The organism is uncultured Methanobrevibacter sp. (assembly GCF_900314695.1).
In the GTDB taxonomy this organism is placed as follows: Archaea; Methanobacteriota; Methanobacteria; order Methanobacteriales; family Methanobacteriaceae; genus Methanocatella.
On sequence record NZ_OMWD01000025.1, the window covers coordinates 1 to 24,471 of the forward strand.

Consider the following 24,471-nt stretch of genomic DNA (forward strand, 5'->3'; position numbering starts at 1 on the left):
CCATAGTTTTGTTTAAACAGAATTTCTTGTTCAAGAGTTAAATGAAGCTTAACAACCACACCTCGAATATACTCACCCATAAATCTCATCCCCAGTCCAATATATATAATATTTTTATTCCATTATCTAAAAAAAAATGGAAAACATCTACTCTTTTTTAAAACAACAATTAAAATCACATTTAATTGAATAATATCTCATTTATAATTACCCACATATAAAAAATGAGAGAGAGCATTTGAAAAGTAATCGAATAACGAACTCAGAGCAATTTTTCAAACCCAAAGCAATTATTTAATAATCCAATAACAAAAAAGTATACTGAATAAAAATTCATGACATAAAATAGCCTCCAAAAAACACAAAATAAAAATAAACACAATAAAAATTAATTAAAAAAAGATAGTACACCCAATAGTGCAATTCATCCACAACTTGCAGAAATTGTGGTATTCTTGCATTTTAAAGATAAAAATCGAAATTAGGATTAAAAATAGAGGGTTTCCTGTAGCATGCATCTTGGGTGAAACAATTTCAACATCTTTAGAAACCTTTTTTTCAGGTTCGAATACATCAATTTCCTCTTCCTCATAACTTTCATTGATATTGGAATTTTCACTGTCAGTGACAATATATGCCTTATTAATCATTTTACCATTTGTTAATGCCAAAGTAGTAATCCATAATTCTACAATCCCATCATCAATACTTAAATTGCCGATGTTCCAGATTCCTGTTTTTGGATTGAATGTTCCTTTGGTTGTTGAATGCTAAATGTATTTAAGACCTTGAGGTAATTTATTGTATACTTTTGTGTTTTTTGCAGTATCTTGACCTAAATTTGAAGCGGTTATAATCCAAGTCACTTCCTCTCCTACAACGATATCTTCTTTATCGGCATCATTATCCAACACCAAATAAGAGCTTGACAAATTTTCAGAGGAAACTGTGCTCGAAATTATCTCATCGGATTGTGAAATCTCCAATATATCATTATCAACAGTTTCATCAACTGTTTGATTTGAAATTTGCACTGCAGATACTGTAGCAAATGATAAGATTAATGTAATTGTTATTAAAAATAACAATAAAATAATCATCTTTTTTTTAAAATCCCTCATAATAAATAATATGCCTCTTTAAAAAATAAATTATTTTTCTATTTTAGATTCAATATCAGTTTTTTCAAGTTTCATAATAACAGGCCTAAGCCCATCATTGCAAGAAACAATAGCAACGCCAGGTGTTTTAATCCAGTCCCCATAATACCAAATTTCATCAATTCCATGAGCTAATGCGAAAACATACTGGTATATAGCTTTCCATGCTTCATCACAGAAATTTTCAGGTTTGGCGTAATCAGCATAGTAAACTTCCCCTTCATTCATCATAGGGCATGTTGTGAGGCCATCAACACCATATTCACTAGCAAGATCTTCCTGAAGTGTTGTTTTAAGTATTGTAATTTTGACTTTCTTCATGAATTAATATTTGTTATAAGCCATTATAATAAGTTGGCTTCCATTATAATCATAAACTGTCAAGAATTCAAAAAAATCAGGTAATCAAAGACCTTACCATCATTTGATTATAAATGAAATTTGAAAAATTGATTATATTAACTACAGGTATTTAAAGCCCAATTCATTAAGTATTTTCTGCAAATACTTCTTTTTTAAAACAAGTTCACGCTTATTTGCTAATTTATCACTGTTAGGTTGAAGAACTTTTTCATCCAATCTAGAAGCTCCCAAATATTTGGTATCGCCTTCACGTAGTTTATGAGCCTCACCCTCATCAATTGACTTTTTAATATAGTAATAATCCATTAACAAAATGTCAAAATCGTTGCTTAAATAATAAAGCTCCAAATCAGTGATTACATCTTCAAAATACCAGATTATCAAAATAGCTTCAAACTTAAACAGTTCAGTAAAGTCAATCATGTCAAAATAATCCAAGTCTGCAAGCTTAAGCTTTGAAGCCGGATATCTCTTGCCACAATTCTTATAAAAATACTCCAATGGAGCAACAAAAAAAGTATCTGATTCATTCAAGACTACTTCATTAATGTTTTTTCCAATTAAAGTCTCAAATGAATCCATTTATATCTATTCCTTATCGAGTGCAGGAATTCCTGTAATTCTTAAACCACCATAGTGTGATTTGTATTTTATGTTTAATCCAATCAATAATGGAGTGATTTTTTCAATTATACGTGCTTTTTCTAGAATTCCACAGTCAATTGTTTTGATTCCAGGAATCTTGTCAATGATTTCAGCAGCTGTTGCTTTAGCTTCAGCATCATCACCTGCAATAAGACAGTCACAGTCGATATCTTCAGGAATGTTTGCCAAATGGGAATTTGAAATGTTACAGAATGCACAGATGACTTTTGCACCTGTTCCTTCAAGAATTGAAGCGGTTCTTTCAGCAGCTGATCCTTCCATAAGGTCAATGAATCTGAATGGTTTTCCACCGATTGCAGTTTCTAAAGGTACAGTTGCATCCATGACAATTTTATCAGCACAAAATTCTTTGATTCCTTCGATTGTTGGTTTTTGAGCTGCCAATGGTACAGTAATAATCAATACGTCACCTTCTTTTGCAGCATCTTCATTTGCCATTCCAACCATATTTGATAAATCATAATCTGACAAATCTTCTTTTGCTTGTGCAACTACATCCAATGCTTTTTCTTCTTTTCTTGAACCTACAATTACATCAACACCAGCAATAGTTAATCTTTCTGCAATTCCAAGTCCTTGTGGTCCGGTTCCTCCAATTATACTTACTTTCATTTTATCACCTATTTTTTATCATATAATAATCCGCCTACAAATATCAGATATTCAGGCAGTTTTCCGTCTTGAGCGTATTTAATTTCATATCCGAAAATATCTCTGATGCTTTCATCCACTTTACCGCCAAGGGATTCCAGTGAATATCTCATTTTAAATGGCATCTTACATGGCATGTTGAATTCTCTTGTACATCTCATGCATAGATTGCATTTTCCTAAAAAGAGTCCTAAAGAGTTTTCATCTTCCAGCATGTAAATTTCATTCATGAACTTGACTTTCATTCTTTCGAATCTCTTTAGAATGAATTCCAGTTCTTTTTCCTCAAAAGTGTGCGCCAGTTCCTCTTCGGAAAAATCAATTTTAAAAGCAATGATTTTCAGCTTATTGTATGAGTTCCATACTTCATCAACATCAAATTCAAATGGGGGATAGTTCCAATTGTATCCCAACATCTCCTCTTCTTCTATGCAGAGTTTTGAGACTTCCTCAAAATCCACATATTTCTCATAGTACTCCCCAACATCTATATCTGCCGTGAGTTTTTTAATCTCTGACATATTAATCTATATTAAAATTGAATATAATATAATTTTCTATCCATCAATTGCACGATTGATTTTAATTTTTTTGTAATTGTAATTTATCGATTTGTTTGTGTCTGTCAGTGACTTTTTCAATGTATTGACAATTGCCCTTAAAAGTTCCTCATCGAATTCTATTGCTTCCCTGCATTTGAATTCACAGTATTTTGATATATTTTTATCTTCAAGAAACCGGATGTATTCCTCCCAACCTTCGTTCATATCATCAATCATTATCTTTAAGTCCAATATGCGATCGTTCAGTTCATCCGCTTTTCTGAATGCTTCTTTTTCTATTTCTGTGAGGTTTTTGTAATCTTCATTTCCCCATTCATACAAGTAAGTTTTTCTGGTCATGATATCACTTTTAGGTATACCTAATATTATAGTCAAAAATATATATTAATCTTATGATTGAAAATGAAAATCGCATTAACTTATCTATTGGCCCCTAGTTTGCAATTTGGGGCATTTCACCTTACAATATACTGGCCAGGATTTAAAAAATCATCAAGAAATTCCAAATCAATATCTTCAACATCAATGAATTCGAAGGTATTAATAAGGTTATTTCTAAGATTTTTTCCAACTTTGATAAGGTTGATGTGTTCCTTTGTAAAAATATGTGAAATAAAATCTGTTGCACTGACAAATTCCCTTTTTTGCATGTGAACTAAGTAATCATCCTGAACATAGCAGTTTTCACGACCGTATTTCTTAGCGAAGTTTTCGCATGCCTTGTTGATGAAAACCTTAGGTCCCTTGTTAATTTCAACATCATTTAATTTTGATGAAGCCATTTCCAAAAGAATAACACAGTTTATTATCTCATCACTCCAGTAATCCGCCTTAAATACATTGAACTCTTTATCATTCAGTTTTCTTTCAAGAGATTCACATGTTTTTCTAAGCTGAGGATGGAGCGTATCCAAAGGCATGTCTGGAATGTTAAATCTGAATGCAATCAAATCACTGTTTCTCTTTTTAAATTCGTTTAGAATATTCTGCTTATTTAAATTTTTTTCAATAGGGTAAAAATAATCTTCTTTATTGTCTGAAAATATAAAGTTACGTGCAGACTGTATGAATTGCGCCATCTTGTCCAATCTTAAAGCGGCGGCTACATTACGTTTTTCATCAGTAGGGTCAATCACTATCAAAGGATCTTTAAACTGTTTGCTGGTTCCATGGCCTTCAAGATCTATTATTTCACCGAATTTCCAGTCCATGGCTGCTTTTAAAGTATTTTCAAAGTTGCCGTAGTTTATGATTAAAAGCTCACACAGATAACCTGCAAATCCACCTACCTTAAACTCGGAGCCGTATGTTCCAGTCATCGCCATGAAGCGTTTTAGGAGCAAAACCTCATCATCCTGATTTTCTCCTAGCTCATCCTTAACATAGAAGGTATGAAGGATTGTCCTGTCAACCGCTGATTTAAGCTGGCTTCCATCCTTTATCTGATAGCAGGGTACGATATCAACCTCACAACCTTCAATATCAGTTGTAACATAAGGATGGGAAGCAAAATGATGCTCAGGATTACTATCAAATTCGCTGCAACATAAATGCGCCAACTCAAGACCTTTATCTTTTAGATATTGCTTTTCAGTATCCAATGGAAATGCTATGAAGATATCAATGTCTGATTTTCCTTTAAGTGCTGTATTTTTAGCAACGGAACCTACCAGATTAACGTTTGCGTCAATATTTCTACTGTCGCATGCATTCTGTAAAAAATTCATAATTCTTGATGAAACATCATCAATGTGTTGTTTTTCATCAATTGTTGGCTTGATATCTTTTAAAATAGCTTCATAATCCATATAATCACAATTCAAATATGTTTATATCATCATATATTGGTCCTGATGGTTTTAATGTAGATTTTTTAAGGACAATTTTATCTACACTCATCTCACCAATTTCAACCTCGCTGAAAGATTCTATTTGAGACTTAACCTTATTTTTGTTTTTAGCGGATTTCATCCGTCCGATGGTTAAATGAGATGAGAATTTTTTATCTGCCTCAAAACCGAGTTTTTTAAATTCGACATCCAATTTGTCATGCAGACTTTTAAGAATTTCATCACCTTCAAGGCCAACCCAAATAACCTTGATATGATTATTGTTTGGAAATGCACCGCAGCCCTTTATTTTTATATTGAAAGGTTCAAATTCGGATACAACATTGGATATCTTTTGAGAAAGCAAATCAATTCCTTCAACATCAATGTCTCCAAAAAACTTTAATGTAAAATGGAGATTGGCCAAATCAACATACTTTATATTGGCATCAATTTCCTTAAAACTCTTAATAATCTTATTTATTTTAGGTTTTAAATCCTCATCCAAATCGATTGCAAGAAAAGCTCTGATTTCAGGCATCAAATCACACTCATTGTTCTATTATGGTCTCATCAATAGCTATACCAAAGTGGCGAGCATTAGTTTCAATATACACTTTCACTTTATCGCCTGTTTTTATGTCAGCTACTGAAAGAGGTTCATCATTTTCATCAACTATTCTTATTGTTTCAGCATTTTGAAGAAGGGTTCTGATGGTTTGTCCTTCATATTCTGCTTCAATCAATATCAATGGCCTTCTTTCAATTTTGCTTCTTCCCACATATGCAGTTCTTGTTTCACCTTCAGTGTTTACAATTAAAACCTCATCTCCAGCTACAAGCTCTGAGAGGTATCTTGTTTTGTTTCCAGGAACCATCACATATGCCTGAACGGGACCTGCATTGACTCTAAATGGACGTGAAGCCACATATTCGCTTTCCAAAGATTCTGAATGAACCAAAAACATTGATTTTGAATATGAACCTATAAGCATTCCTTCTCCAGGTTTCATCATGTCTGTTGTGTCAACACAAACCCTATCGCCTGATCCCAATGGCTTTACATTTGTTACTGTAGCTATTTTCAATTCATATTTGGTTTGTGATGCTTTAACTACTTCTTCGGCAATCTTTTTGGTATTGTTGAAGTCATTTGCTTCAAAGATTACTCCATCAGTTCCGTGCTCCAATGTTTCAAGAGCTACTTTTGCACCATCCAAATCACGTACTGCAGCAATTATTTCAACATCTTCCTTTTGCAAGTCTGCAATGATGTTTTCAAGTGGAATTATTGTCCAGTCAGTTCCCACAAGAATGATATAGTCAACAATAGGACCTAATTTTACTGCAAGTTGTTCATGAACTTTGTCTGTGATTTTTATATATGCACATACAGTTTTTCCTTCGCTTTTTGCTTTTTTAGCATTTGCAATATCAACTGAATCAGAAAAGTCATCCTTTAGCTCGATAAAACCGTCACCTTCCCCATTAATACCGACAAGATATATGTCAGCATCATCAGTGTTTGCAATAATCTTTACATTTCCCAGCTTTCTGATTTGTTCAATGTCATCCAAATCCAAAACATGGTCAATTCCAGATTCCAATGCTGTGGTTATCATTTCCTTTTTATCATCCCACAATTCATCAGGAGTGCTTATCCAAGCGAATTTGTTTTGCATACAACCACCTTATTTTAAGAATTTTAAAGCTTCTTCAACTTCTAAATCATGGTGAACTACTTCTGCAATAGCTCTTGTAATTTTACCTGGGTTTTCAGCCTGGAAAAGATTACGTCCGAATGCTACACCAGCACCGCCGACTTCAAGAGAATCTTTTACCATATTCAATAAGTCTTCATCAGTGTCTACTTTAGGACCTCCTGCAATTACAACAGGAACGATTGCTCCTTCCACAACTTCTTTAAATGAATCAGGATCTCCAGTATAATTGGTTTTTACAATGTCCACACCAAGTTCAGATCCTACACGGGCAGCATGCTTAACGAATTCCACATCATGTTCATTTTCCACTTTTTGGCCTCTAGGATACATCATTGCAAGTAAAGGCATTCCCCAGTAATCACAGGTTTCAGCTATTTCACCTAATTCCTGTAACATTTGGCTTTCTGTTTCGCTTCCAAGGTTTACGTGAATGGATACTGCATCTGCTCCAAGCTGAATTGCTTTTTCAACACTTGTTACAGTTACCTTATCATTTGGATCAGGTGCAAGAGAAGTACTTGCGGATAAATGTACGATTAATCCAATGTCTTTTCCGTAACCCCGGTGTCCTTGCTGTACAATTCCCTTGTGCATTAAAATTGCATCAGCACCACCTTGGGAAATGTTTTCTACTGTCTCATCCATGTCGATAATACCTGGAATTGGACCGCTGGAAACACCATGATCCATAGGTGCGATTACAGTTCTTTTAGTATTTCTGTTTATTATTCTTTCTAAACGAATTTTTTTACCTATCATTATTAAGCCTCAAAATACTTATGAATTATATTTTTCTTGATTATGATATATAACATTAATTGTACTAATCTGGACAATCATGCAAGATATACTGGATTAAATTTAAAATATGATAAAAAAACAGGTATAAAAAATTAACAAAAATTCAAACTTATGAAAAAATAATATAAAAAAATATTAATAAAAATAATAAAACATATACAGGATATTCTAAAATTTAAAATTCAAAAAATCATCGAAAAACAATGATCCTTTAGGACTTTTACGTATATGATTGAAATTCTTACAGACAAAATGCAGTAAAAAATCGCCTTTTTCAGTTATTGAATAAAATTTTACTTTTTTATTGTCCTGAAAAACATCTTCACCAGCAATTAAACCATTATCTTCCATATTTTTTAAAATTGGATACATTTTACTTGGATTGGACTTTTTTAAAGTGCCAGAACTGATTAAACTTTCAAAAATATCTGAAAACTCTTTTGAAATATTATATCCATGAATCGGACCATAATGTTTTATAATCCACAAAATTAGAAAACGAGAAATTCCATTAACCGTATGAGTGATAATCTTGTCGTTCTTAATAAACTCAGAATATTCATTATTTTTAATACTATTCATTTTTTTCGCCTAAAAAAATTAAAAAAAGTTAAAAAATTAAATTAAATTTTTTAAACTTTCAAATACCAAACTTTTACTTTGAGTAAGGTAAATCTATTAGGATAATCCTCTTCAGGCATTTCCCATCTACCGTCATCAAAATCACAATAATCAACTTTACTTACAACTTTTCCAGTGTAAGTATCCTTGAAATAGAATTTGGCTTTACTAATAATAGTATGTTTCGATTTCTTTTTAAAGATAACCTTTACTTCCTTTTCATCAAAATCATTTTTGAATTTAAGAGCAATTTTATCTTTAGTTTTTAAAACTTTAGTGGATTTTGCTTTGAGAACTGTAGAATATTGTTTTCCGATTATGATTTTAGACACTTTGCTAATTTTATATCTGTCATCGGCTGATGTGATTACCACCTTATGAGATCCAGGCTTTAAATTCTGAGTATTAAATTTAGCTATGCCCCTTGAATTAGTTTTAACAATGTATGTTTTACTAGTAGTTCCAGTATAAATTTTTAATTTAACCTTTACATTTTTAATAGGAATATCGTCATCGTATCTGTCTTCAATTTCAACCTTAAAATAGTTTTTAGATTTATATTTAAAAGCCACTATATCAGCTTCTGTTTTGGTTGCAATTTTTTTGACAGGTTTTGGCTTGCTTATAACAGACGGTGTGTCAGTATTGGTATTTGTAGAAATGGTGTTTTCTTTTGTATCAACATTATCTGTTGAAGAAGAATCATTATTATTAGATACATCATTTATTGTATTAGAATCAACAGAAATTTCTTCTGATTGCTCTGAAATACACGTCGAATTCAAATCACTTGTTGCGGATATTGCAGACATTGTCACGAATAGACATAAAAATACTGCAAATAGTATTGAAACTTTTTTAAAATTCATTGTTAATCTCCCCTTAAATATGAAAAAATCATATTATAGTCAAATATATAACACATTTAATATTTAAATAGGTATTATAAAATTTGATATATCTTATAGAAACAATAATCATTTTTTCAGGGAAGGTGTCCACAAATCAAATTCCTTTATCAATGGAGGAATTCCCGAATCGTTATATGAATCAAGAAAACCATCTAAAGAGATATATTTTTCATCACTTACCCTAGCAGAATTTACAAATTCCAAAAGCCCACGATTTCTGATAACAGTATGTTTTGGCTTGAAAGTGGATGACCAAATATAAAACACCTTAAAAACAGTATCTGGGTGATAACCTCCACCCAAATCGATTGCCAGCACATCACATTTTTGTATCTTTTGAAAAGCTTCAGCCAAAACCTCGTGGCGTCTTACATCACCTGAAATGAAATCGACCCCCTCAAGTTCACTCATCTTATTGACTGCTTCAGGAGAATTGTCTACGGCAATCACGTTACATTTTTTAGAAATCAGTTTTGTTGTACCTCCAATGTGACAGCCAAGTTCAATGACAATATCATTATCATTTATCAAATCGAGCAAATCCTGGCGGTATTTTTTAATGTCATAACTTAATTTAATCATAAACAATACCAATGTTGTTGAGTTCACATATATGCAAGTCTTCAATGTCCAAATCTTTGAATGCATCTTCATCATATGCAAAGGCAAATACAGTATTTCCAAGCATTGCCATGGAACTACCCAAAATATCCTCCGAAGAGTTAAAATAATCAACTAAATTTCTGACTTCATCAGACATCAACTCTGTTTCAATGGAAAAGCTGTTTGAAAATGAGAGAAAATTTTCCAAGGTAGTTTCCTTTTCGAATAGTTCAAGATATTTTAAACCAACCTGTGAAAGGACCTCCCTGTGATGTGGATCAGAAATAATATCTGAAGTTTTTATGGTTCCGAAGGTCTTATAGGCAATGAAAACATCTTTTCTAAATGATTCAATTTCACCAATTCCAGGAGCTCCAGGTTTTGTCCTCAAAACTATTCCTTTACCTGTTTGAGCTATCACATCACCTAGACCCGCACCCAAATTAATTTCCGCCATATGGGCTATTTGACCGCACAGCTCCTGAGAATATCCCAAATTGAGAAATTCATTTATGGCTAAAGTTAAACTAAATGCTGAAGCTGCTGACGTTCCAAAGCCCGCACCTATTGGAAGCTGAATGTCCTGCGTAATCTTAAATGTATCGTCAATTTCCAAAATTTTCAATACCTCTTCAATGACTGTTTCATCACCCTGATTAACATCAATTGATAGTCTGTCAGATGGAGAAATAGTGGATTTAACTCCTCTTGAAAGCAAAAACCCAGCTCCACATGATCCATTTTTCAAACTTATTTCATGGTTTTCAATATTGAAAAAACCTGTAACATGACCAGGTACAAAAACTGATTTATTCATATTAATTATATTGTCTTTTCATTTTATTAAAATTTGACCTATTTCATAGCCTTTTTAAGGTCTTCCTATGCTTTCCATCATCTTCGAATCAGCAGTCTTTACCTTTAGATTATATCACACAGCCACTGCAAGGATAATGTCAAGTGAATTCAAAAAGTATTTTTTAACTTTATGGGCATTACTCTCCGCCCATTTAATCATTTTCGTCTAAAACTTACATGTATTTCATTTTTCCTGGGACTTACCTGTAACATAACAGAATTCTATTCATCAACCCATAATCTTACAGTATCCTTTGCATCATAAACTGTTGCACCGGGAATTGACAATCCTTTCTTAATTTCCGCTCCTTCACATAATTTATTGATATCACCTCGAGATGAACCAAAACCAGACCCTTCATGAGTAACAAACGGCTTTACTATTTTACCTGAAAAGTCAAGTTGTTCCAATTGTGTAAACATTGGCATTGGCATAGTTCCCCACCAGTTCGGAAAACCAATATAAATTGTATCATAATTTGAAATATCGGTTAATGTTTCTTTGATTTCTGGTCTTGCATCGGCTTGCTTTTCCTTTTTTGCAACATCAATACATTTCATATAGTCTGCAGGATATTCATTTGCAGGTTCAACCTTAAACAAGTCAGCCCCACCTAATTCCTTAATGTATTCTGCAATTATTTCAGTGTTTCCCTTTTCAATGTTTTTCAGTTCGCCGCCGAAATAGTTCTCTCCGCTTCTTGAAAAATAAATTACTAAACTTGACATAATTTAACCTCTTGATTAAAAAATTTAATGAAAATAATATTTAAATGTTGTTAATGACAACAATTATCACCAATACTAAATTTAAAAAGAATCATTATGACAACAGGAAAAAAGTTTTAAAAATTAATTTACAGTACAAAATTCAAGAAAAAATAAAAAAAGGAATAGTTAAAAACTATTCTTTAATGGAACGAGCTAATTCTGCACCTTTTTCAAATGCTTCAGCTAAAACATCCTCATCAGGTACAAATAAAACATCTAAAGTATCAGTAACTGTGAAACCTGCTTCTTCCAAATCCCTTTGGAGTTTAGCAATAGCTCCACCACCCCATCCTTTGGATGAAAATATTAAAGCACTTTTCTCGCTACCTGTTCCCTTGAAGTTAACACAGTCCAACCAGTACATCATGTTACCTATTCTTGGGAATGGCTTGTTCATCATTGTTGGAGCACCGAGAGCAATAGCTTTGGAGTCCAAAATGTCTGTAATTACATCATCAGGACCGTCTTCCTGCATGAAGTACATTTCAACTTCTACACCTTCGCTCATGATACCTTCAGCAATTTGGAAAGCTAACTTTTCAGTTGAATGGTGCATTGTATCATAGATTACAGTGATTTTGTCTTTGCATACTCCAGATCCCCATTCTGTGTATTTTTCAACAATTGGTCTAGGATTAGTCCAGATTTGACCGTGACATGGTGCAATCATTTTGATTTGTTCTAAAAGACCATTGTCAGTGATTTCCTGTAATTTCATTCTAAGCATTGGAGAACCTAAAGTTACCAAGTTAGCATAATATTTTTGTGCTTCTTTTAATAGGTAATCCAATGAGTAGTCTTTGTCAAATCTTTTGGAGTGACATACATGCTGTCCGAATGCATCGTTTGAAAACAATATTCCCTCTTCAGCCAGGAATGTGAACATGCTGTCCGGCCAGTGCAACATTGGAGCTGAAACGAATTTTAAGGTTCTTCCACCAATGTCAATTTCATCACCGGTGGCTACAGCATTAAGTTCTAAATCACCAAAATTATGGTATTGTGCTTCTAAAAAGTTAATACAGTTTTGTGATGCATATATTTCTGCATCTGGATTGTATTTTGCAATGGTATCCCTTAAAAAAGTTGAGTGGTCCATTTCAGAGTGGTTTTGAACGAATACATCGATTTTAAATTCTTTGCCTTCCTGTTCAAAAGCATCCTTTACTCTTGCATCGAATTGTTCAAACATTCCTTTGTAAACATTATCGATTAATACAGTCTTTTCTTCACCGAATACCAAGTATGCATTGTATGTGGTTCCTGGAATTCCATATCCATGGAAAGTTCTGCTATTCCAGTGAATAACACCAACCCAGTAAACACCATCTGCCATTTTTACAGCTTTTGCTTTCATTTTAATACCTCAAATAATTTAAGTTGTATAAGTATATATTAAACGTATTATATAAAATATTATATTTAAGATTAAGAGGTTATATTTTGAACAAAAGAATAGATTTACATATGCACAGTTTATTTAGTGATGGTGAATTATTGCCTTCCGAACTTGCAAGAAGAGCTTTAAAATTAAATCATGAAGCGATAGCGATTACAGACCATGTTGATTGGTCAAATGTTGAAACAATCCCAGCAATTCAGGATGCAATTGATGATATCAATTCCAACTGGGACATTACTGTAGTTTTAGGTGCTGAAGTAACACATGCCCCTTGCGAATCAATTGATGGAATAGCTGCAAGGGCAAAGGAATTAGGTGCAAAAATTGTTGTTGTTCACGGTGAAACATTGAATGAACCTGTAACTCCCGGAACCAATAGGGCTGCTGTTGAATCCGAACATGTGGACATTTTAGGTCATCCTGGCTTAATAACTATTGAAGAAGCAGAAATTGCAAAAGAAAATAATATTTATCTTGAAATTTCAGCACGTAAAGGACATTGCCTTGGAAACGGTCATGTTGCAAATGTTGCCCGTGAAGTTGGAAATAAATTACTAGTTGATACTGACACTCATGCACCGAGCGATTTGATTACTTATGATAAATCATATGAAATTGCATTAGGTGCAGGTTTAACTCACGAAGAAGCCATGAAAGCACTTGTCGACAATCCTCGTGAACTCTTAAAAAGCAAAGGAATATTATAATTATTCAAACTTTCAATCAATAATGCTAAACTTTATACATTCTTCTGATTCACAAAATAAGCAAAAAATCAAGAGATAATCTACAGTTAATGATATAATGGAATATTTTAATTATTTGAAAATTCAATTAAATTTACACAATCATCAAAGCACAAATATTCCATTAAAATATCAATAGCTTTAATGAAATTCTGATCGGCACTAACAAATATTAATTTAAGGTCTTTATTATTTTTACAGAATTCATTTGCATCAAAAAGAATATCTTCATCATAAGCATGCAATAATTCATCTCTAAGATTCTCTTTTTTTATTTTATCGAGAATTGATTTATCTTTTTTCGTATGATTTGGAACTAAATTCAAAGTTTTAAAAATGAAATTTTTCCTTAAATTATGTAATGACTCAAATTGAGATATATAATCTCCAAATTTTAATTTTATCATCATTACTTCTTGATTTTCACCAAATTCAAAGAACTCCCAAATTTTATCAAAAGATAACTCCATGTCTCTTTGATTTAATTTTCCTATTGTATCCAACCCATAAATCATTTTAACTATTTTAGATTTACTTAAAAAATACATATCATCATATTGTTCAATTTCAAAATATAATTTCAAGAAAAAATCCTCAAATTCTAAATTTTTTCTAGAATATATTTTTTTCATTTCTGTTTTGACATGCTGAGAATAATAATTACTTTTACTTTTAAAAATATATTCTTTAGAGTGTTTAAATAAGGAATCACAACTAAATATATAACCAATTAAAACATTAGTATCTAAAAATGAATTCAAACTAATCACCACAGGATATTAGTTACTTCAATTATTAAATCTTCATATTCTCCAGTATATTCAAAAATATTGTCATAAAAATAGTCTTTTTGTTCCTCTAAAAAATCAGCAAATATTTCATCATTTTCTTCATAATCATTATCGCCAATTAATTTTGAATGGATGAACTTAAAAAAATTAATTAATAAATTATCAACAAATGGCATGTATATTATAAATAATTTTACATCTTTTAAAATATAGCCAATCATATGTCGAATTGAAAGAAAATAAAATAATTCTTTATTTCCAATTTGTGCTAAAATATCGGCGATTTCCGATAATGAATCTTCAATTACACTTATTTCCTTTAAGAGATTATTATCATTGGAATATATTTGAATAACTTTTTCAATTGGTACATCGCTTTGTAGTTTAAAATTGGAAAATATTTCTCGAATTTTTTGATAAATATCATTTAAACTATTGAAATTTCTTTGATTTTTATCCATATTGACATACACCGTATCACCGAACAATGGTTAAGTAATTAAGTTATCTATTAACCATTATTTAAGTATTTTTTGTGTTAAACGAATGCAATTTTTCACAATCCGACAATATTTCCCATAAATTAAAAAATAACTATTTTATAACTTTATAAGTCAAAATCAAATCTTTATCCAAACTATATGAATCAACTAGTTCCAATTTTGTAGCCAAATCCATCAATGGATAACCTTCACCATCAAATAATGTTTTTGCATTTGCGCCACCAACAACCATCGGTGCAACACATAATCTTATTTCATCAATAAGACCTGCCTTAATCATGGAAAAGTTTAAGGTTGCTCCACCTTCAAGCATCAGTTTCTCAATTCCCTCTTCGTGAAGATAATTCATCAATGCGACCAAATCCACTCTCTTGTCACCACTCCAAAAGAAGTCAATGCCTCTTTTGGAAAATGAAGCATACCTATCTGAAACTACAAAGTCATATTTGTATTCATTGGCTCCGGCAATGATTGTTCTGGCGTCCCTGTTTGTAATTCTTGCAGCTATTGGAGTTCTGCATTTGCTGTCAACTACCACTCTGACAGGATTGTCATCGGGATTGGCATCAATCTTATGAACTGTCAGCCTAGGATCATCTGCCAAAACAGTTCCAATACCAACCATTATTGCATCACACTCTTTTCTGAGTTCATGAACCCTTTCAAGGTCTTTTTCTCCGGAAATATTTGAACTTCCGGTTTCTGTTGCTATTTTACCATCCAATGTCATAGCTGCACTTAATATTACATAAGGTTTCATTATATCACCTAAATATGATAGAACATCTCTTTGATTTGTAAAAAGTTCATTAAAGTTTTGCTTTCAAGCATTCCTGGCATTATTAATGCTACAACAATACCTAATATGCCGAATACAATACCAATACCCCAGATTATTTTTACTGCATCCTTTTCGGCTATCGGACGTCTTAATATTAATCTTATCAATGATTTGAAACCTGCATCGGGTCTTACCAATTTTCCATCTTCATTAAGTTGAGTAGGTTTCTGTTGGGAACGGTTCATGACTCCTGCTGAGTAGAATTTCAATGCAGCGTCAATAATGTTCGGCATCAATACGATGAGTGCAATCAGTTTTACCCTACCAATGAATGCAATACATACAATAGCTGCACCAATGATTAATGTACCTGTATCTCCAGGGAAAATTTTGGCAGGATATCTGTTGAAGTATAAAAATGCAAGCAATGCACCTAGCATACTCATGGATATGATTGTTACATCGTATTTTCCCAAAATTATACATGCAATTGTTAGTGATGCCATTGAAATAACACCTAAACCTGATTCAATGCCGTTTAAACCTGCAAGCATGTTTGTTAGGTTTGAACCTATTGAAAGAGCAATCGGAAGTGAAATCAAGTATAATATGCCTACATTAGGAGGTGCTGCCCACATCAATGGAAGGCCTGCAATGAAAAGCAAAAAGAATTTTGACTTTGATGAAAGCGCCAATAAGTCATCCAAAATTCCAATCATTCCAACTAACAGTATAACAACAAGAACAATTAATAAAGGAAATGCTAGAATATCATGCATGTATATTCCTGAAAACATTCCAATTACAAAACCAAATATTATTCCAAAACCACCCATTTCCGCTACAACGGGCTTCCATGATTTGTGAATGTCTTTTCCAACAATGTCAGCTTCTTCTAATTTTTGAATAATCTTCGGCATGAATAATCTGGTTACAGAAAAAGAAAGTAATCCGCAGATTATTGCTATCACATATAAAGGCATTTGTGGTAGAATTATCATAATTAATTATTTAAAACTCATTATTAAAAAAAGTAATTATTTTTTATTTAAGATATAATAAACAGTTCTAATCGGAATATCCAACATTTGAGATATCTCTTTTGGAGATAATCCATCTTCCTTTAGGGATTTAACCTCACTGTGGTCATATTTTCTTCTATAATTATCAAATTTAACATTATCCTTGTTTTTTCTAAGCAAATAATAAACACGATTAAGTTTCATATTTAATTCTTCAGATATTTCACGAGCATTAAGACCTTTTTTAGCCAAATCCAAAACAATTTTCTCCTCACCGTTGGTCTGGCTTTTAGCACCCCAGTTATATTTCTTGTTAACTTCAATGTCCAGCTGCTCCAATGCGTCAATATAGTTTTTTGAAGTCCTCTCATAGACACTTGGGGAACATGTGATTTCACAAAGATTGGGATACTCATCAATCAAATCCATAATAAGTGATGATGACAGCACTTCAGTTATGTGAATTGTAGTTACATCTTCGTCCATATTATCACTATTTCTTAATCAAATCAAGGAATTTTTTGGATTTATCACTTTTCGGATTTTTGATATGATTTATATTTTTGATTTCCTTTTTGATTTTGGATTCATTGATATTGAATGCATTGCTTATCTCCTCAAGCTCAATATCTGAATTTTCATGTATCAGACCAGCACCCAAGGCAACATGATTGAATTTGATGTTTGAATTTTTAATCTGTTTTTCAAACTTGAATTTTTCATACAAAAGAAGATCCATCTCATAAACAGGGATAATCTTGATATCTGTAAAATCATTTAGAGTTGAAATGACTTTGGTATAGGTAGTCTGGAAAACTTTACGCTGTTCACGGTCAAGCTCTACACGAATGTAGGGAAAAGGGCCGCTTTCAATTTTACGTGAGTTGTTTGAAGTTGTCAAATAATATCTGAACATGTCCCACAATATCAGGGAAGATGCAATGTTTACAAATATGTTTTTGTAGATATTGTCCCTAATTTTCAAATCACGCTTTAGAGATCTCACCATATTTCCGAAGTTATCCATAAAACCATAGCTGTTAAGCTTTTTTTGTATCATTGACTCTCTCCAGGCTTCGATTGCATCTACATCATACTTGTCAATGAAATCGGGAGTCTGATTTTCAAATTCCGAAAGAACTTCATCATAAATGTTTATTCTTTTAAAATCTGACAGTCTTCTTTTTAAAATATCGTCCTTGATATTCAATATTATATGCTCGCAGTATCGAACATAAGCTATGGCAAGAGCTGTTCTTGCATGCTTATCGTCAATGATTGCAGGTTTTGTTCTATGAAATCTGAGCACTTCAATTCTAACACTGTTTCCATAAATTCTTCTTACTTCCTCTTCATAATTGTTAACGTATTCGGAATCCAGTGTGATATTTTTGCGAACTAACCTATTATTGTCATCTTTAAATCTTATAACAAGAGAAATAGTTTTTACAACACCTTTACGTTCCTGCTTTAAAATATTCAATACCTTTTTAAGGGATTCTCTTCCATAATTGGAAAATTGACTCATAAGCACCATATAATTACCTGAAAGTGGCAAATATGGAATTATTTCCAGCCTGTGTGTCGCTTCTTTATTTATCTTGAAGGTAAATGATTCGCTTCCACAGCTGCATTTGGAATCGTTTCTTCTATATTCATCCATTGAATATTTCTTGTAGCAAGAATCGCATTTGACATATCCAAATTGCTTAAGGTGTCCAATAGCAATTTTATGTGAATCGATAGCTGACTTGACCCTGTCCAGAATATTCTTTTTGGCATTTGCCTTCATCCTGAATATCTGATTATGACGACTATTTTCACCGACTTCATCAAGGGCTACTTCAGCCACAGATTTGGTTCCATAACGGCTTAAGGATGTGAAAGGAGTTGTGTACCCTTGGGCATCCATATCATCCTTTAAGTCCTGTAAAAAGTTTAGTCTGTCATCTAGTTTAAAGTAGAGACTTTTGAAATTACCGAAATTATCAATATTATCCAATCTAATTGAATCCTTTGATATTTCCTTTAGGTATTTCTCCGCTTTATTTACTAGGACAGATTCTTCCATATTAATCAAATTTTATTGGATTCTTTCACCGATTTCAGCATTTTCATCAGGAAATAATAATGCACCGCTTTCTCCTGTTGCTAAAATCATTCCTTCGGATAATGTTCCGAATAGTTTAGCCGGTTGCAAGTTAGCTACAACGCAGACTTTTCTGTCAACCAATTCTTCTGGAGAGTAGAATTTTGCAAGTCCTGCAACAATCTGTCTTGTTTTTTCTTCCCCAATGTCAACCTGTAACTTTAATAATTTGTCAGATTTTTCTATTTTTTCGGCTTCTTTTATTTGACCTATTTTAATTACAACTTCATCAAATTGATCTATACTAATTAAATCACTCATATTTTCATCCTCACTATTTTCTTTTAAGTTTTCTTGTAATTTTGCTTTTTCAGCTTCTATTGTCACATCTTCAATCTTTCTGAATAATGGTTTTGCTTTATTAATTTCATATCCTGAAGGCAAGAATACATTTGCTTGACTCCAATCGGACAAATCATCAATATTTAAAATTTTAGCTATTGCATCAGCTTTTGTTGGTAAAAATGGTTTAAGGGTGAAAGCCAATGTTTTGGCTAATTGATTAGATAAATATAAACAGTTTGCTGCTTTTTGCATATCCTCTTTTACAGCCTTCCAAGGTTCAGCATCATTGAAATATTTATTTCCTTTTTTAGCTACCTTGAATATTTCAAGCAAAGCTTCCCTGAACTCAAAGTTGGAAATATATTCTCCAGCTTTTGCAGGTAATTCTTCAATAGCTTTCTTAAATTCCTCATCATCTGCGGAAGGATTTGCATATTCAGGGATTTTTTTGTCAAAGTATTTGCGGGTGAATGTGAATGTTCTGTGTAAAAAGTTTCCGATTACATCTGCAAGTTCATCATTGTTTCTTCTTTGGAAGTCATCCCATGAAAAGTCTGAATCCTTGTTTAAAGGAGCGTTTATTGTCAAGTAATATCTGAGCAAATCAGGATTATAGTCTTTTACAAAATCGGCAATCCAAATTACCCAATTTTTACTTGTAGACATTTTTTCACCTTCCAATGATAAGAATTCTCCTGCATAAATCATGTCTGGCAATTTACATCCATAGGCTTTTAAAAGCCCTGGCCAGAAGATTGAATGGTGGTAAATGATGTCCTTTCCAATAAAATGGACTACAAAATCATTCCAGTATTCTTCCCATTTTTTACCGGATTTCTTGGACCATTGGCTTGCAGATGATATGTAACCGAGGAATGCTTCAATCCAAACATACAATACTTTGCCTTTGGCTTCATCCAACGGTACTGGAATACCCCAGTCCATATCACGGGTTAAAATCCAGTCATTCAATCCTTCTTTCAACCAGTTGGTAGCATAATTTTTAACGTTTGCAGGCAAGTTTTCATTGATTGAAATATATTCCTTCAAATCATCTTCCAATTCGGATAGCTTAAATGCATACTGGAATGTATCTTTAATTATTGGAGTGGTTCCACAAGTAATGCAGTGAGGTTCATCAAGTTCTGTCGGGTCAAGAGCCTTACCACATTTTTCACAATGATCGCCTCTTGCTTCAGACCCGCATACAGGACATAAACCTTCAACATACCTATCAGGAAGGAATTTATTACAATTCGGACAATACAGCTGTTGAATATCTTCCCTGTAAATATATCCATCATCATATAATTTCTTGAAGAAATTTTGAGCCAAATCATAATGGGCTTTATCAGTAGTTCTTGTAAAATTATCTAGTGATATATTCATGGATTCTACATCACGAACAATCATGTCATGATATCTTTTGGAAATTTCTATTGGTTTTTTATTCTCTTTATCAGCTTTAACTGCAATTGGAGTTCCATGCTCATCAGTTGCGCAAACCATCAGCACATCATTTCCAATCATCCTATTATACCTTGCATATATATCAGCAGGCAGATAAGTTGAACGGATGTGTCCTAAATGACATGGTCCATTTGCATAAGGAAGTGCACATGAAATAAAAATCTTTGACATTTATCTAATCCCCTTATTTAATTTAAACATGATATAATTATGTAATTACTATATAATAAAGTATTATTTTTAACAGTGTTATAAAATAAAAAAATGAAACCCACATTGAATATAATAATTGAATCGCACGAAACCAAAAAATATGATAAATGAAAGAAAAGTTGCTTCAAAATAATAATTCATACAAATGATTTTTAATCAATTACATTTTTCCAAAAAAATATCAACAATCTAATTAAAAGGCAAAAAAATAAGTTAAAATTAATATTGATTTTAATAATGAGTTATCTATTTAAAACATGAAATAAAAAGTTAAAATCATGGCTGAAGTTTCATATATCAACCCATTGTCAAACGAAGGAAGACAAATCATCAGACAATACGGGGATTTAAATCAAATTTTTGAAGAAGATGAAACATTAATAGATATCTGTACACATACATTAAATCAAAGAATATCTGATGACTCCCTGATTCCCAAATCCTATGCAGATTATGCTATAAAACGTATACAATGGGCAATAGAAAAAAAGAACAATAAAAACTTCACACCAGCAGAATTCGAATATTTAACCAATGAAGAATTATTCCAAAAGGACGTGGTGATATTCCATATCCTATGCCAGGCTATTGCAAATCAATTCAACATAGGATCACGTGAAACAAGGCTTTTTGTAGAATCTCAAGGAATCCTAATTCAAGAAAGATTATCCAAAATACCTCCAATGGCCAGAGCAGAAATTATTGATGAAGTTTTGGATGAAGTAAAAACTGATGGTGCCATTAAATGGAATTCCCTTAAAGATGTAATTTCATCCAAAAAGCTCAAATTGACAGATTTACTGATTGATGAAGGGGAAATAATCCTTCAGTCAGACGATTTTTTAGAGAGATTTTCCGATAAATTTCATGACAGAAACCCAGACAGAATGTATAACATTTTAATTGGAGACAATGTCAAGGAACAAATTCTTTCAAGGCTGATAATGCAGAAAACTGAAGAATACATTGCCAGAATTAAAGAGATGTCTGCACATGTTGAAATTCATCCTGCCATTTTAAAAATTGCAGAACAACTGAAAGAATTCATTCCAGAAGAAACCAGCAAATATAATCAGTATTATGCAGGAAGCGGTGGAATATATGGCACCGTTCAGGCAGAAAAACTGAATCCAGATGCATTTCCACCATGCATTAAAACAACAGTTGAAGGAGTATCTTCCGGAGGGAGAAATGATGCCATAGTACTTCTTTTAACTTCATTTGCATCATATGCACGATTATATCCTAGGATTTTCGCTTCAGATGAAACAGTTAAAGTTTCAGACATGGATCCTGACTTAACAATAACTGAAAATGAAATTCTGCCGCTGATTTTTGATGCCGCAGACAATTGTACACCCCCATTATTTAAAGACCAGCCACAAGAAAAAATCAATATCATCTCTAAATTAGGTTTTGGAATGCACGAAACAGTTGATATTAATCATGAAGGCGAAACAAAATGGTATACACCAATGAGCTGTGAGAAAATCAAAATTCACCTCCCTCACCTATGTCATCCCGACAAATCATGTAAGGGCATCAATAATCCACTATCATGTTACGGTCGAAAAAAATTCCAACTTGACCGTGAACAGAAAGAGGAATAATATTCCATCCACCTAATTTCATAAGAAATACTATTTATACAATTTCTGACAAAAGTATATTACATGATTTAATTATATTAAAGATTTTAATGAATTAAATATGAAAATAACAATAAAATATCCTTTTTAATGAAATTAAAAGAAACTCCATTGTTTATTTTTATTAATTTAAATTTAACAGAATTAATTTATTAATGCTTAAATTATAACAATACTGTTATCAAATAGGTGGAATTTATGAACATAAATAATAATATGAAAATTGGAATAATAACTGCCGTTTCAGTAATAGCTCTTTTTGTATTATCATTACTAATCACCCAAGCACCTGCAACCGATAATCCAGCAGCAAAATTTGGAATATTAACATTATTACCTCCGATTGTAGCAATCTCATTGGCATTTATTACTAAAGAAACAATATTATCATTGTTTGTCGGAGTTTTCATTGGAGAATTCATGCTTTGTGTGAATGATTTAAACATTGTTAGCAGTGCGGTTAATGCATTTTTAGCAATAGGAAATGAAGTGATTTCATGTATGGCCGACCCGTGGAATGCAGGAATTATTCTTCAATGCTTGCTTATTGGAGGCGTAATCCAGTTAATCACAAAAATGGGTGGTGCAAAAGCTTTAGCAGATTCACTTGCTAAACGCGCCAATACTCCTAGAAAAGCACAACTCAGTACTTGGTTTTTAGGATTATGCGTATTTTTCGACGATTATGCAAATTCATTGATTGTAGGTCCAATTATGAGGCCTGTAATGGATAAACTTAAAGTATCAAGACAAAAATTAGCTTTTATAGTAGATGCAACTGCTGCACCGGTGGCTGGTATTGCAATTATTTCAACATGGATTGGATTGGAAATAAGTTTAATTGCATCCGGTTTTAAATCAATTGGAATGGACGTTAGTGGATTCGGCATATTTTTACAAACAATTCCTTACAGATTCTATAACATCCTAATTTTAATTTTCATTGTCATGTCCGCAACCACATTATATGAATTTGGGCCAATGAAAAAAGCAGAACAAGAGGCACGTGCTAGAAAAGATTCAGAACCAATCAAAGCTCTCGAAGCTCCCGGATTTGATGAAATACAACCTGTTGAAGGAGTTAAATTAACAGTTTGGAATGCAATCATTCCTATAGGAACATTAGTTATAGGAGCATTAATTTCATTTTACTGGAGCGGATACACTACTATTCTAAGTGGAGAAAACCAAGCACTTATCACTTTAATGAAAACTGCCCCATTATCATTCAACGGTATTTTTGAAGCATTATCTGCTTCAAACGCATCTGTTGCATTATTCCAAGCCGCATTACTTGCATCAATTGTAGCTATTTTAATGGCAGTTTTAGAAAGAATAATGACCATAGAACAAGCCATCAGCGAATGGGTTAGTGGTATGAAAAGCATTGCGATTACTGGAGTAATTTTATTACTTGCATGGTCTTTAGGAGGAGTTATCGGAAATGTAGGTACTGCAGATTATCTGGCAATTGTTCTAAAAGGCACCATCCCTTACTGGATTTTACCATCATTCATCTTTGTACTCGGAGCATTGATTTCATTTGCAACAGGTACTGCTTATGGTACAATGAGTATTTTAATGCCATTGACAATTCCTCTTGCATGGGCTATTTCACCAGATATAGGATTCGTTGTTACGGCAACAAGTGGTGTATTGACAGGAGCTATTTTCGGAGATCACTGTTCACCTATTTCAGATACAACAATTCTTTCAAGTATGGGTACCAGCTGTAACCATATTGACCACGTGCAAACACAAATTTACTATGCAATATTTGTAGCAATTATTGCTATTCTATTCGGTTACATTCCAGCAGGATTTGGAATTGCATGGTACATATGTATCCCAGTTGCGATTATAGTGATGTATATCGGATTAAAAGTAATTGGTGAAAAAGTAGACTTTGAAGAGATTGAAGAAGAAAGTGCTTAGCTTT

Annotated in this window: 27 protein-coding genes; 3 read left to right on the top strand and 24 right to left on the bottom strand. The window is 32.6% G+C overall.

Translation table 11 applies throughout. From position 1 onward, the window contains the following. Positions 1 to 392: 392 nt before the first annotated feature. From QZN45_RS08515 to QZN45_RS08595, 17 genes are all read right to left on the bottom strand, one after another. Positions 393 to 650 (bottom strand): hypothetical protein, encoded by a 258-nt coding sequence (locus tag QZN45_RS08515; RefSeq protein ID WP_292607322.1) that lies wholly within the window; start codon positions 648 to 650, stop codon positions 393 to 395. Between the two features lie 120 nt (positions 651 to 770). Then, positions 771 to 1,121 carry a hypothetical protein gene (locus QZN45_RS08520; protein ID WP_292607319.1) on the bottom strand — a complete coding sequence of 117 codons (351 nt, stop codon included), beginning with the start codon at positions 1,119 to 1,121 and terminating at the stop codon, positions 771 to 773. 30 nt (positions 1,122 to 1,151) lie between these two features. Then, positions 1,152 to 1,481 carry a TIGR04076 family protein gene (locus QZN45_RS08525; RefSeq protein ID WP_292607316.1) on the bottom strand — a complete coding sequence of 110 codons (330 nt, stop codon included), beginning with the start codon at positions 1,479 to 1,481 and terminating at the stop codon, positions 1,152 to 1,154. Between the two features lie 141 nt (positions 1,482 to 1,622). Further along, the gene (locus tag QZN45_RS08530; protein ID WP_292607312.1) at positions 1,623 to 2,105 is read right to left on the bottom strand and encodes a hypothetical protein; all 483 of its coding nucleotides are present in this window, start codon (positions 2,103 to 2,105) and stop codon (positions 1,623 to 1,625) included. 6 nt (positions 2,106 to 2,111) lie between these two features. Beyond that, positions 2,112 to 2,801 (bottom strand): NADPH-dependent F420 reductase, encoded by a 690-nt coding sequence (npdG, locus tag QZN45_RS08535; RefSeq protein WP_292607309.1) that lies wholly within the window; start codon positions 2,799 to 2,801, stop codon positions 2,112 to 2,114. 8 nt (positions 2,802 to 2,809) lie between these two features. Next, positions 2,810 to 3,361, bottom strand: a complete 552-nt coding sequence (locus QZN45_RS08540) for a DUF2284 domain-containing protein (protein WP_292607306.1) — start codon at positions 3,359 to 3,361, stop codon at positions 2,810 to 2,812. 36 nt (positions 3,362 to 3,397) lie between these two features. After that, on the bottom strand, positions 3,398 to 3,742 hold the full coding sequence (locus tag QZN45_RS08545; protein WP_292607303.1) for a hypothetical protein: 345 nt from the start codon (positions 3,740 to 3,742) through the stop codon (positions 3,398 to 3,400). A 116-nt stretch (positions 3,743 to 3,858) separates the two neighbouring features. Then, positions 3,859 to 5,211: a CCA tRNA nucleotidyltransferase gene (cca, locus tag QZN45_RS08550; RefSeq protein ID WP_292607300.1), complete on the bottom strand. Its 1,353-nt coding sequence runs from the start codon at positions 5,209 to 5,211 to the stop codon at positions 3,859 to 3,861. A gap of 4 nt (positions 5,212 to 5,215) precedes the next feature. Then, positions 5,216 to 5,773, bottom strand: coding sequence for an RNA 2',3'-cyclic phosphodiesterase (thpR, locus tag QZN45_RS08555; protein ID WP_292607298.1), 558 nt, complete (start codon positions 5,771 to 5,773; stop codon positions 5,216 to 5,218). A 10-nt stretch (positions 5,774 to 5,783) separates the two neighbouring features. Continuing rightward, entirely contained in the window at positions 5,784 to 6,914 is a 1,131-nt protein-coding gene (locus tag QZN45_RS08560) for a 3-dehydroquinate synthase II (RefSeq protein ID WP_292607296.1), read from the bottom strand. 9 nt (positions 6,915 to 6,923) lie between these two features. Continuing rightward, positions 6,924 to 7,718: a 2-amino-3,7-dideoxy-D-threo-hept-6-ulosonate synthase gene (locus QZN45_RS08565; protein ID WP_292882325.1), complete on the bottom strand. Its 795-nt coding sequence runs from the start codon at positions 7,716 to 7,718 to the stop codon at positions 6,924 to 6,926. A gap of 207 nt (positions 7,719 to 7,925) precedes the next feature. Beyond that, positions 7,926 to 8,339 (bottom strand): PadR family transcriptional regulator, encoded by a 414-nt coding sequence (locus tag QZN45_RS08570; RefSeq protein WP_292607294.1) that lies wholly within the window; start codon positions 8,337 to 8,339, stop codon positions 7,926 to 7,928. 50 nt (positions 8,340 to 8,389) lie between these two features. After that, positions 8,390 to 9,247, bottom strand: coding sequence for a hypothetical protein (locus QZN45_RS08575; protein WP_292607291.1), 858 nt, complete (start codon positions 9,245 to 9,247; stop codon positions 8,390 to 8,392). A gap of 108 nt (positions 9,248 to 9,355) precedes the next feature. Then, the gene (locus QZN45_RS08580; protein ID WP_292607288.1) at positions 9,356 to 9,871 is read right to left on the bottom strand and encodes an SAM-dependent methyltransferase; all 516 of its coding nucleotides are present in this window, start codon (positions 9,869 to 9,871) and stop codon (positions 9,356 to 9,358) included. Next, positions 9,864 to 10,709 (bottom strand): pantoate kinase, encoded by an 846-nt coding sequence (locus tag QZN45_RS08585; RefSeq protein WP_292607285.1) that lies wholly within the window; start codon positions 10,707 to 10,709, stop codon positions 9,864 to 9,866. The genes QZN45_RS08580 and QZN45_RS08585 overlap by 8 nt, the downstream gene beginning before the upstream one ends. Positions 10,710 to 10,972: 263 nt before the next feature. Continuing rightward, positions 10,973 to 11,479 (bottom strand): flavodoxin, encoded by a 507-nt coding sequence (locus QZN45_RS08590; protein WP_292607283.1) that lies wholly within the window; start codon positions 11,477 to 11,479, stop codon positions 10,973 to 10,975. Positions 11,480 to 11,654: 175 nt separating this feature from the next. Continuing rightward, positions 11,655 to 12,878, bottom strand: coding sequence for an FprA family A-type flavoprotein (locus QZN45_RS08595; RefSeq protein ID WP_292607279.1), 1,224 nt, complete (start codon positions 12,876 to 12,878; stop codon positions 11,655 to 11,657). An 86-nt stretch (positions 12,879 to 12,964) separates the two neighbouring features. Here QZN45_RS08595 and QZN45_RS08600 point away from each other — a divergent pair, with 86 nt between their 5' ends. Continuing rightward, a complete protein-coding gene (locus tag QZN45_RS08600; protein WP_292607277.1) occupies positions 12,965 to 13,630 on the top strand; it encodes a histidinol phosphate phosphatase domain-containing protein in 666 nt (221 codons plus the stop codon). 107 nt (positions 13,631 to 13,737) lie between these two features. Here QZN45_RS08600 and QZN45_RS08605 read toward each other — a convergent pair whose 3' ends face one another. From QZN45_RS08605 to metG, 7 genes are all read right to left on the bottom strand, one after another. After that, a complete protein-coding gene (locus tag QZN45_RS08605) occupies positions 13,738 to 14,430 on the bottom strand; it encodes a hypothetical protein (protein ID WP_292607274.1) in 693 nt (230 codons plus the stop codon). Between the two features lie 5 nt (positions 14,431 to 14,435). Continuing rightward, entirely contained in the window at positions 14,436 to 14,933 is a 498-nt protein-coding gene (locus QZN45_RS08610; RefSeq protein WP_296812467.1) for a hypothetical protein, read from the bottom strand. Between the two features lie 121 nt (positions 14,934 to 15,054). After that, entirely contained in the window at positions 15,055 to 15,723 is a 669-nt protein-coding gene (locus QZN45_RS08615; protein ID WP_292607269.1) for a 2,5-diamino-6-(ribosylamino)-4(3H)-pyrimidinone 5'-phosphate reductase, read from the bottom strand. 8 nt (positions 15,724 to 15,731) lie between these two features. Further along, positions 15,732 to 16,745 (bottom strand): glycosyltransferase 4 family protein, encoded by a 1,014-nt coding sequence (locus QZN45_RS08620; RefSeq protein ID WP_292607266.1) that lies wholly within the window; start codon positions 16,743 to 16,745, stop codon positions 15,732 to 15,734. Between the two features lie 36 nt (positions 16,746 to 16,781). Beyond that, positions 16,782 to 17,252, bottom strand: a complete 471-nt coding sequence (locus QZN45_RS08625) for a hypothetical protein (protein WP_292607264.1) — start codon at positions 17,250 to 17,252, stop codon at positions 16,782 to 16,784. A gap of 7 nt (positions 17,253 to 17,259) precedes the next feature. After that, positions 17,260 to 18,837 (bottom strand): DUF530 domain-containing protein, encoded by a 1,578-nt coding sequence (locus QZN45_RS08630; RefSeq protein ID WP_292607263.1) that lies wholly within the window; start codon positions 18,835 to 18,837, stop codon positions 17,260 to 17,262. 12 nt (positions 18,838 to 18,849) lie between these two features. Then, complete coding sequence (gene metG / locus QZN45_RS08635; protein ID WP_296812470.1) at positions 18,850 to 20,841, bottom strand: methionine--tRNA ligase; 1,992 nt, start codon at positions 20,839 to 20,841, stop codon at positions 18,850 to 18,852. Positions 20,842 to 21,161: 320 nt separating this feature from the next. Between metG and QZN45_RS08640 the strand changes: the two genes are divergently transcribed. Further along, positions 21,162 to 22,493, top strand: coding sequence for a DNA primase (locus QZN45_RS08640; RefSeq protein WP_296812471.1), 1,332 nt, complete (start codon positions 21,162 to 21,164; stop codon positions 22,491 to 22,493). 237 nt (positions 22,494 to 22,730) lie between these two features. After that, on the top strand, positions 22,731 to 24,467 hold the full coding sequence (locus tag QZN45_RS08645) for a Na+/H+ antiporter NhaC family protein (RefSeq protein WP_296812472.1): 1,737 nt from the start codon (positions 22,731 to 22,733) through the stop codon (positions 24,465 to 24,467). Positions 24,468 to 24,471 lie beyond the last annotated feature (4 nt).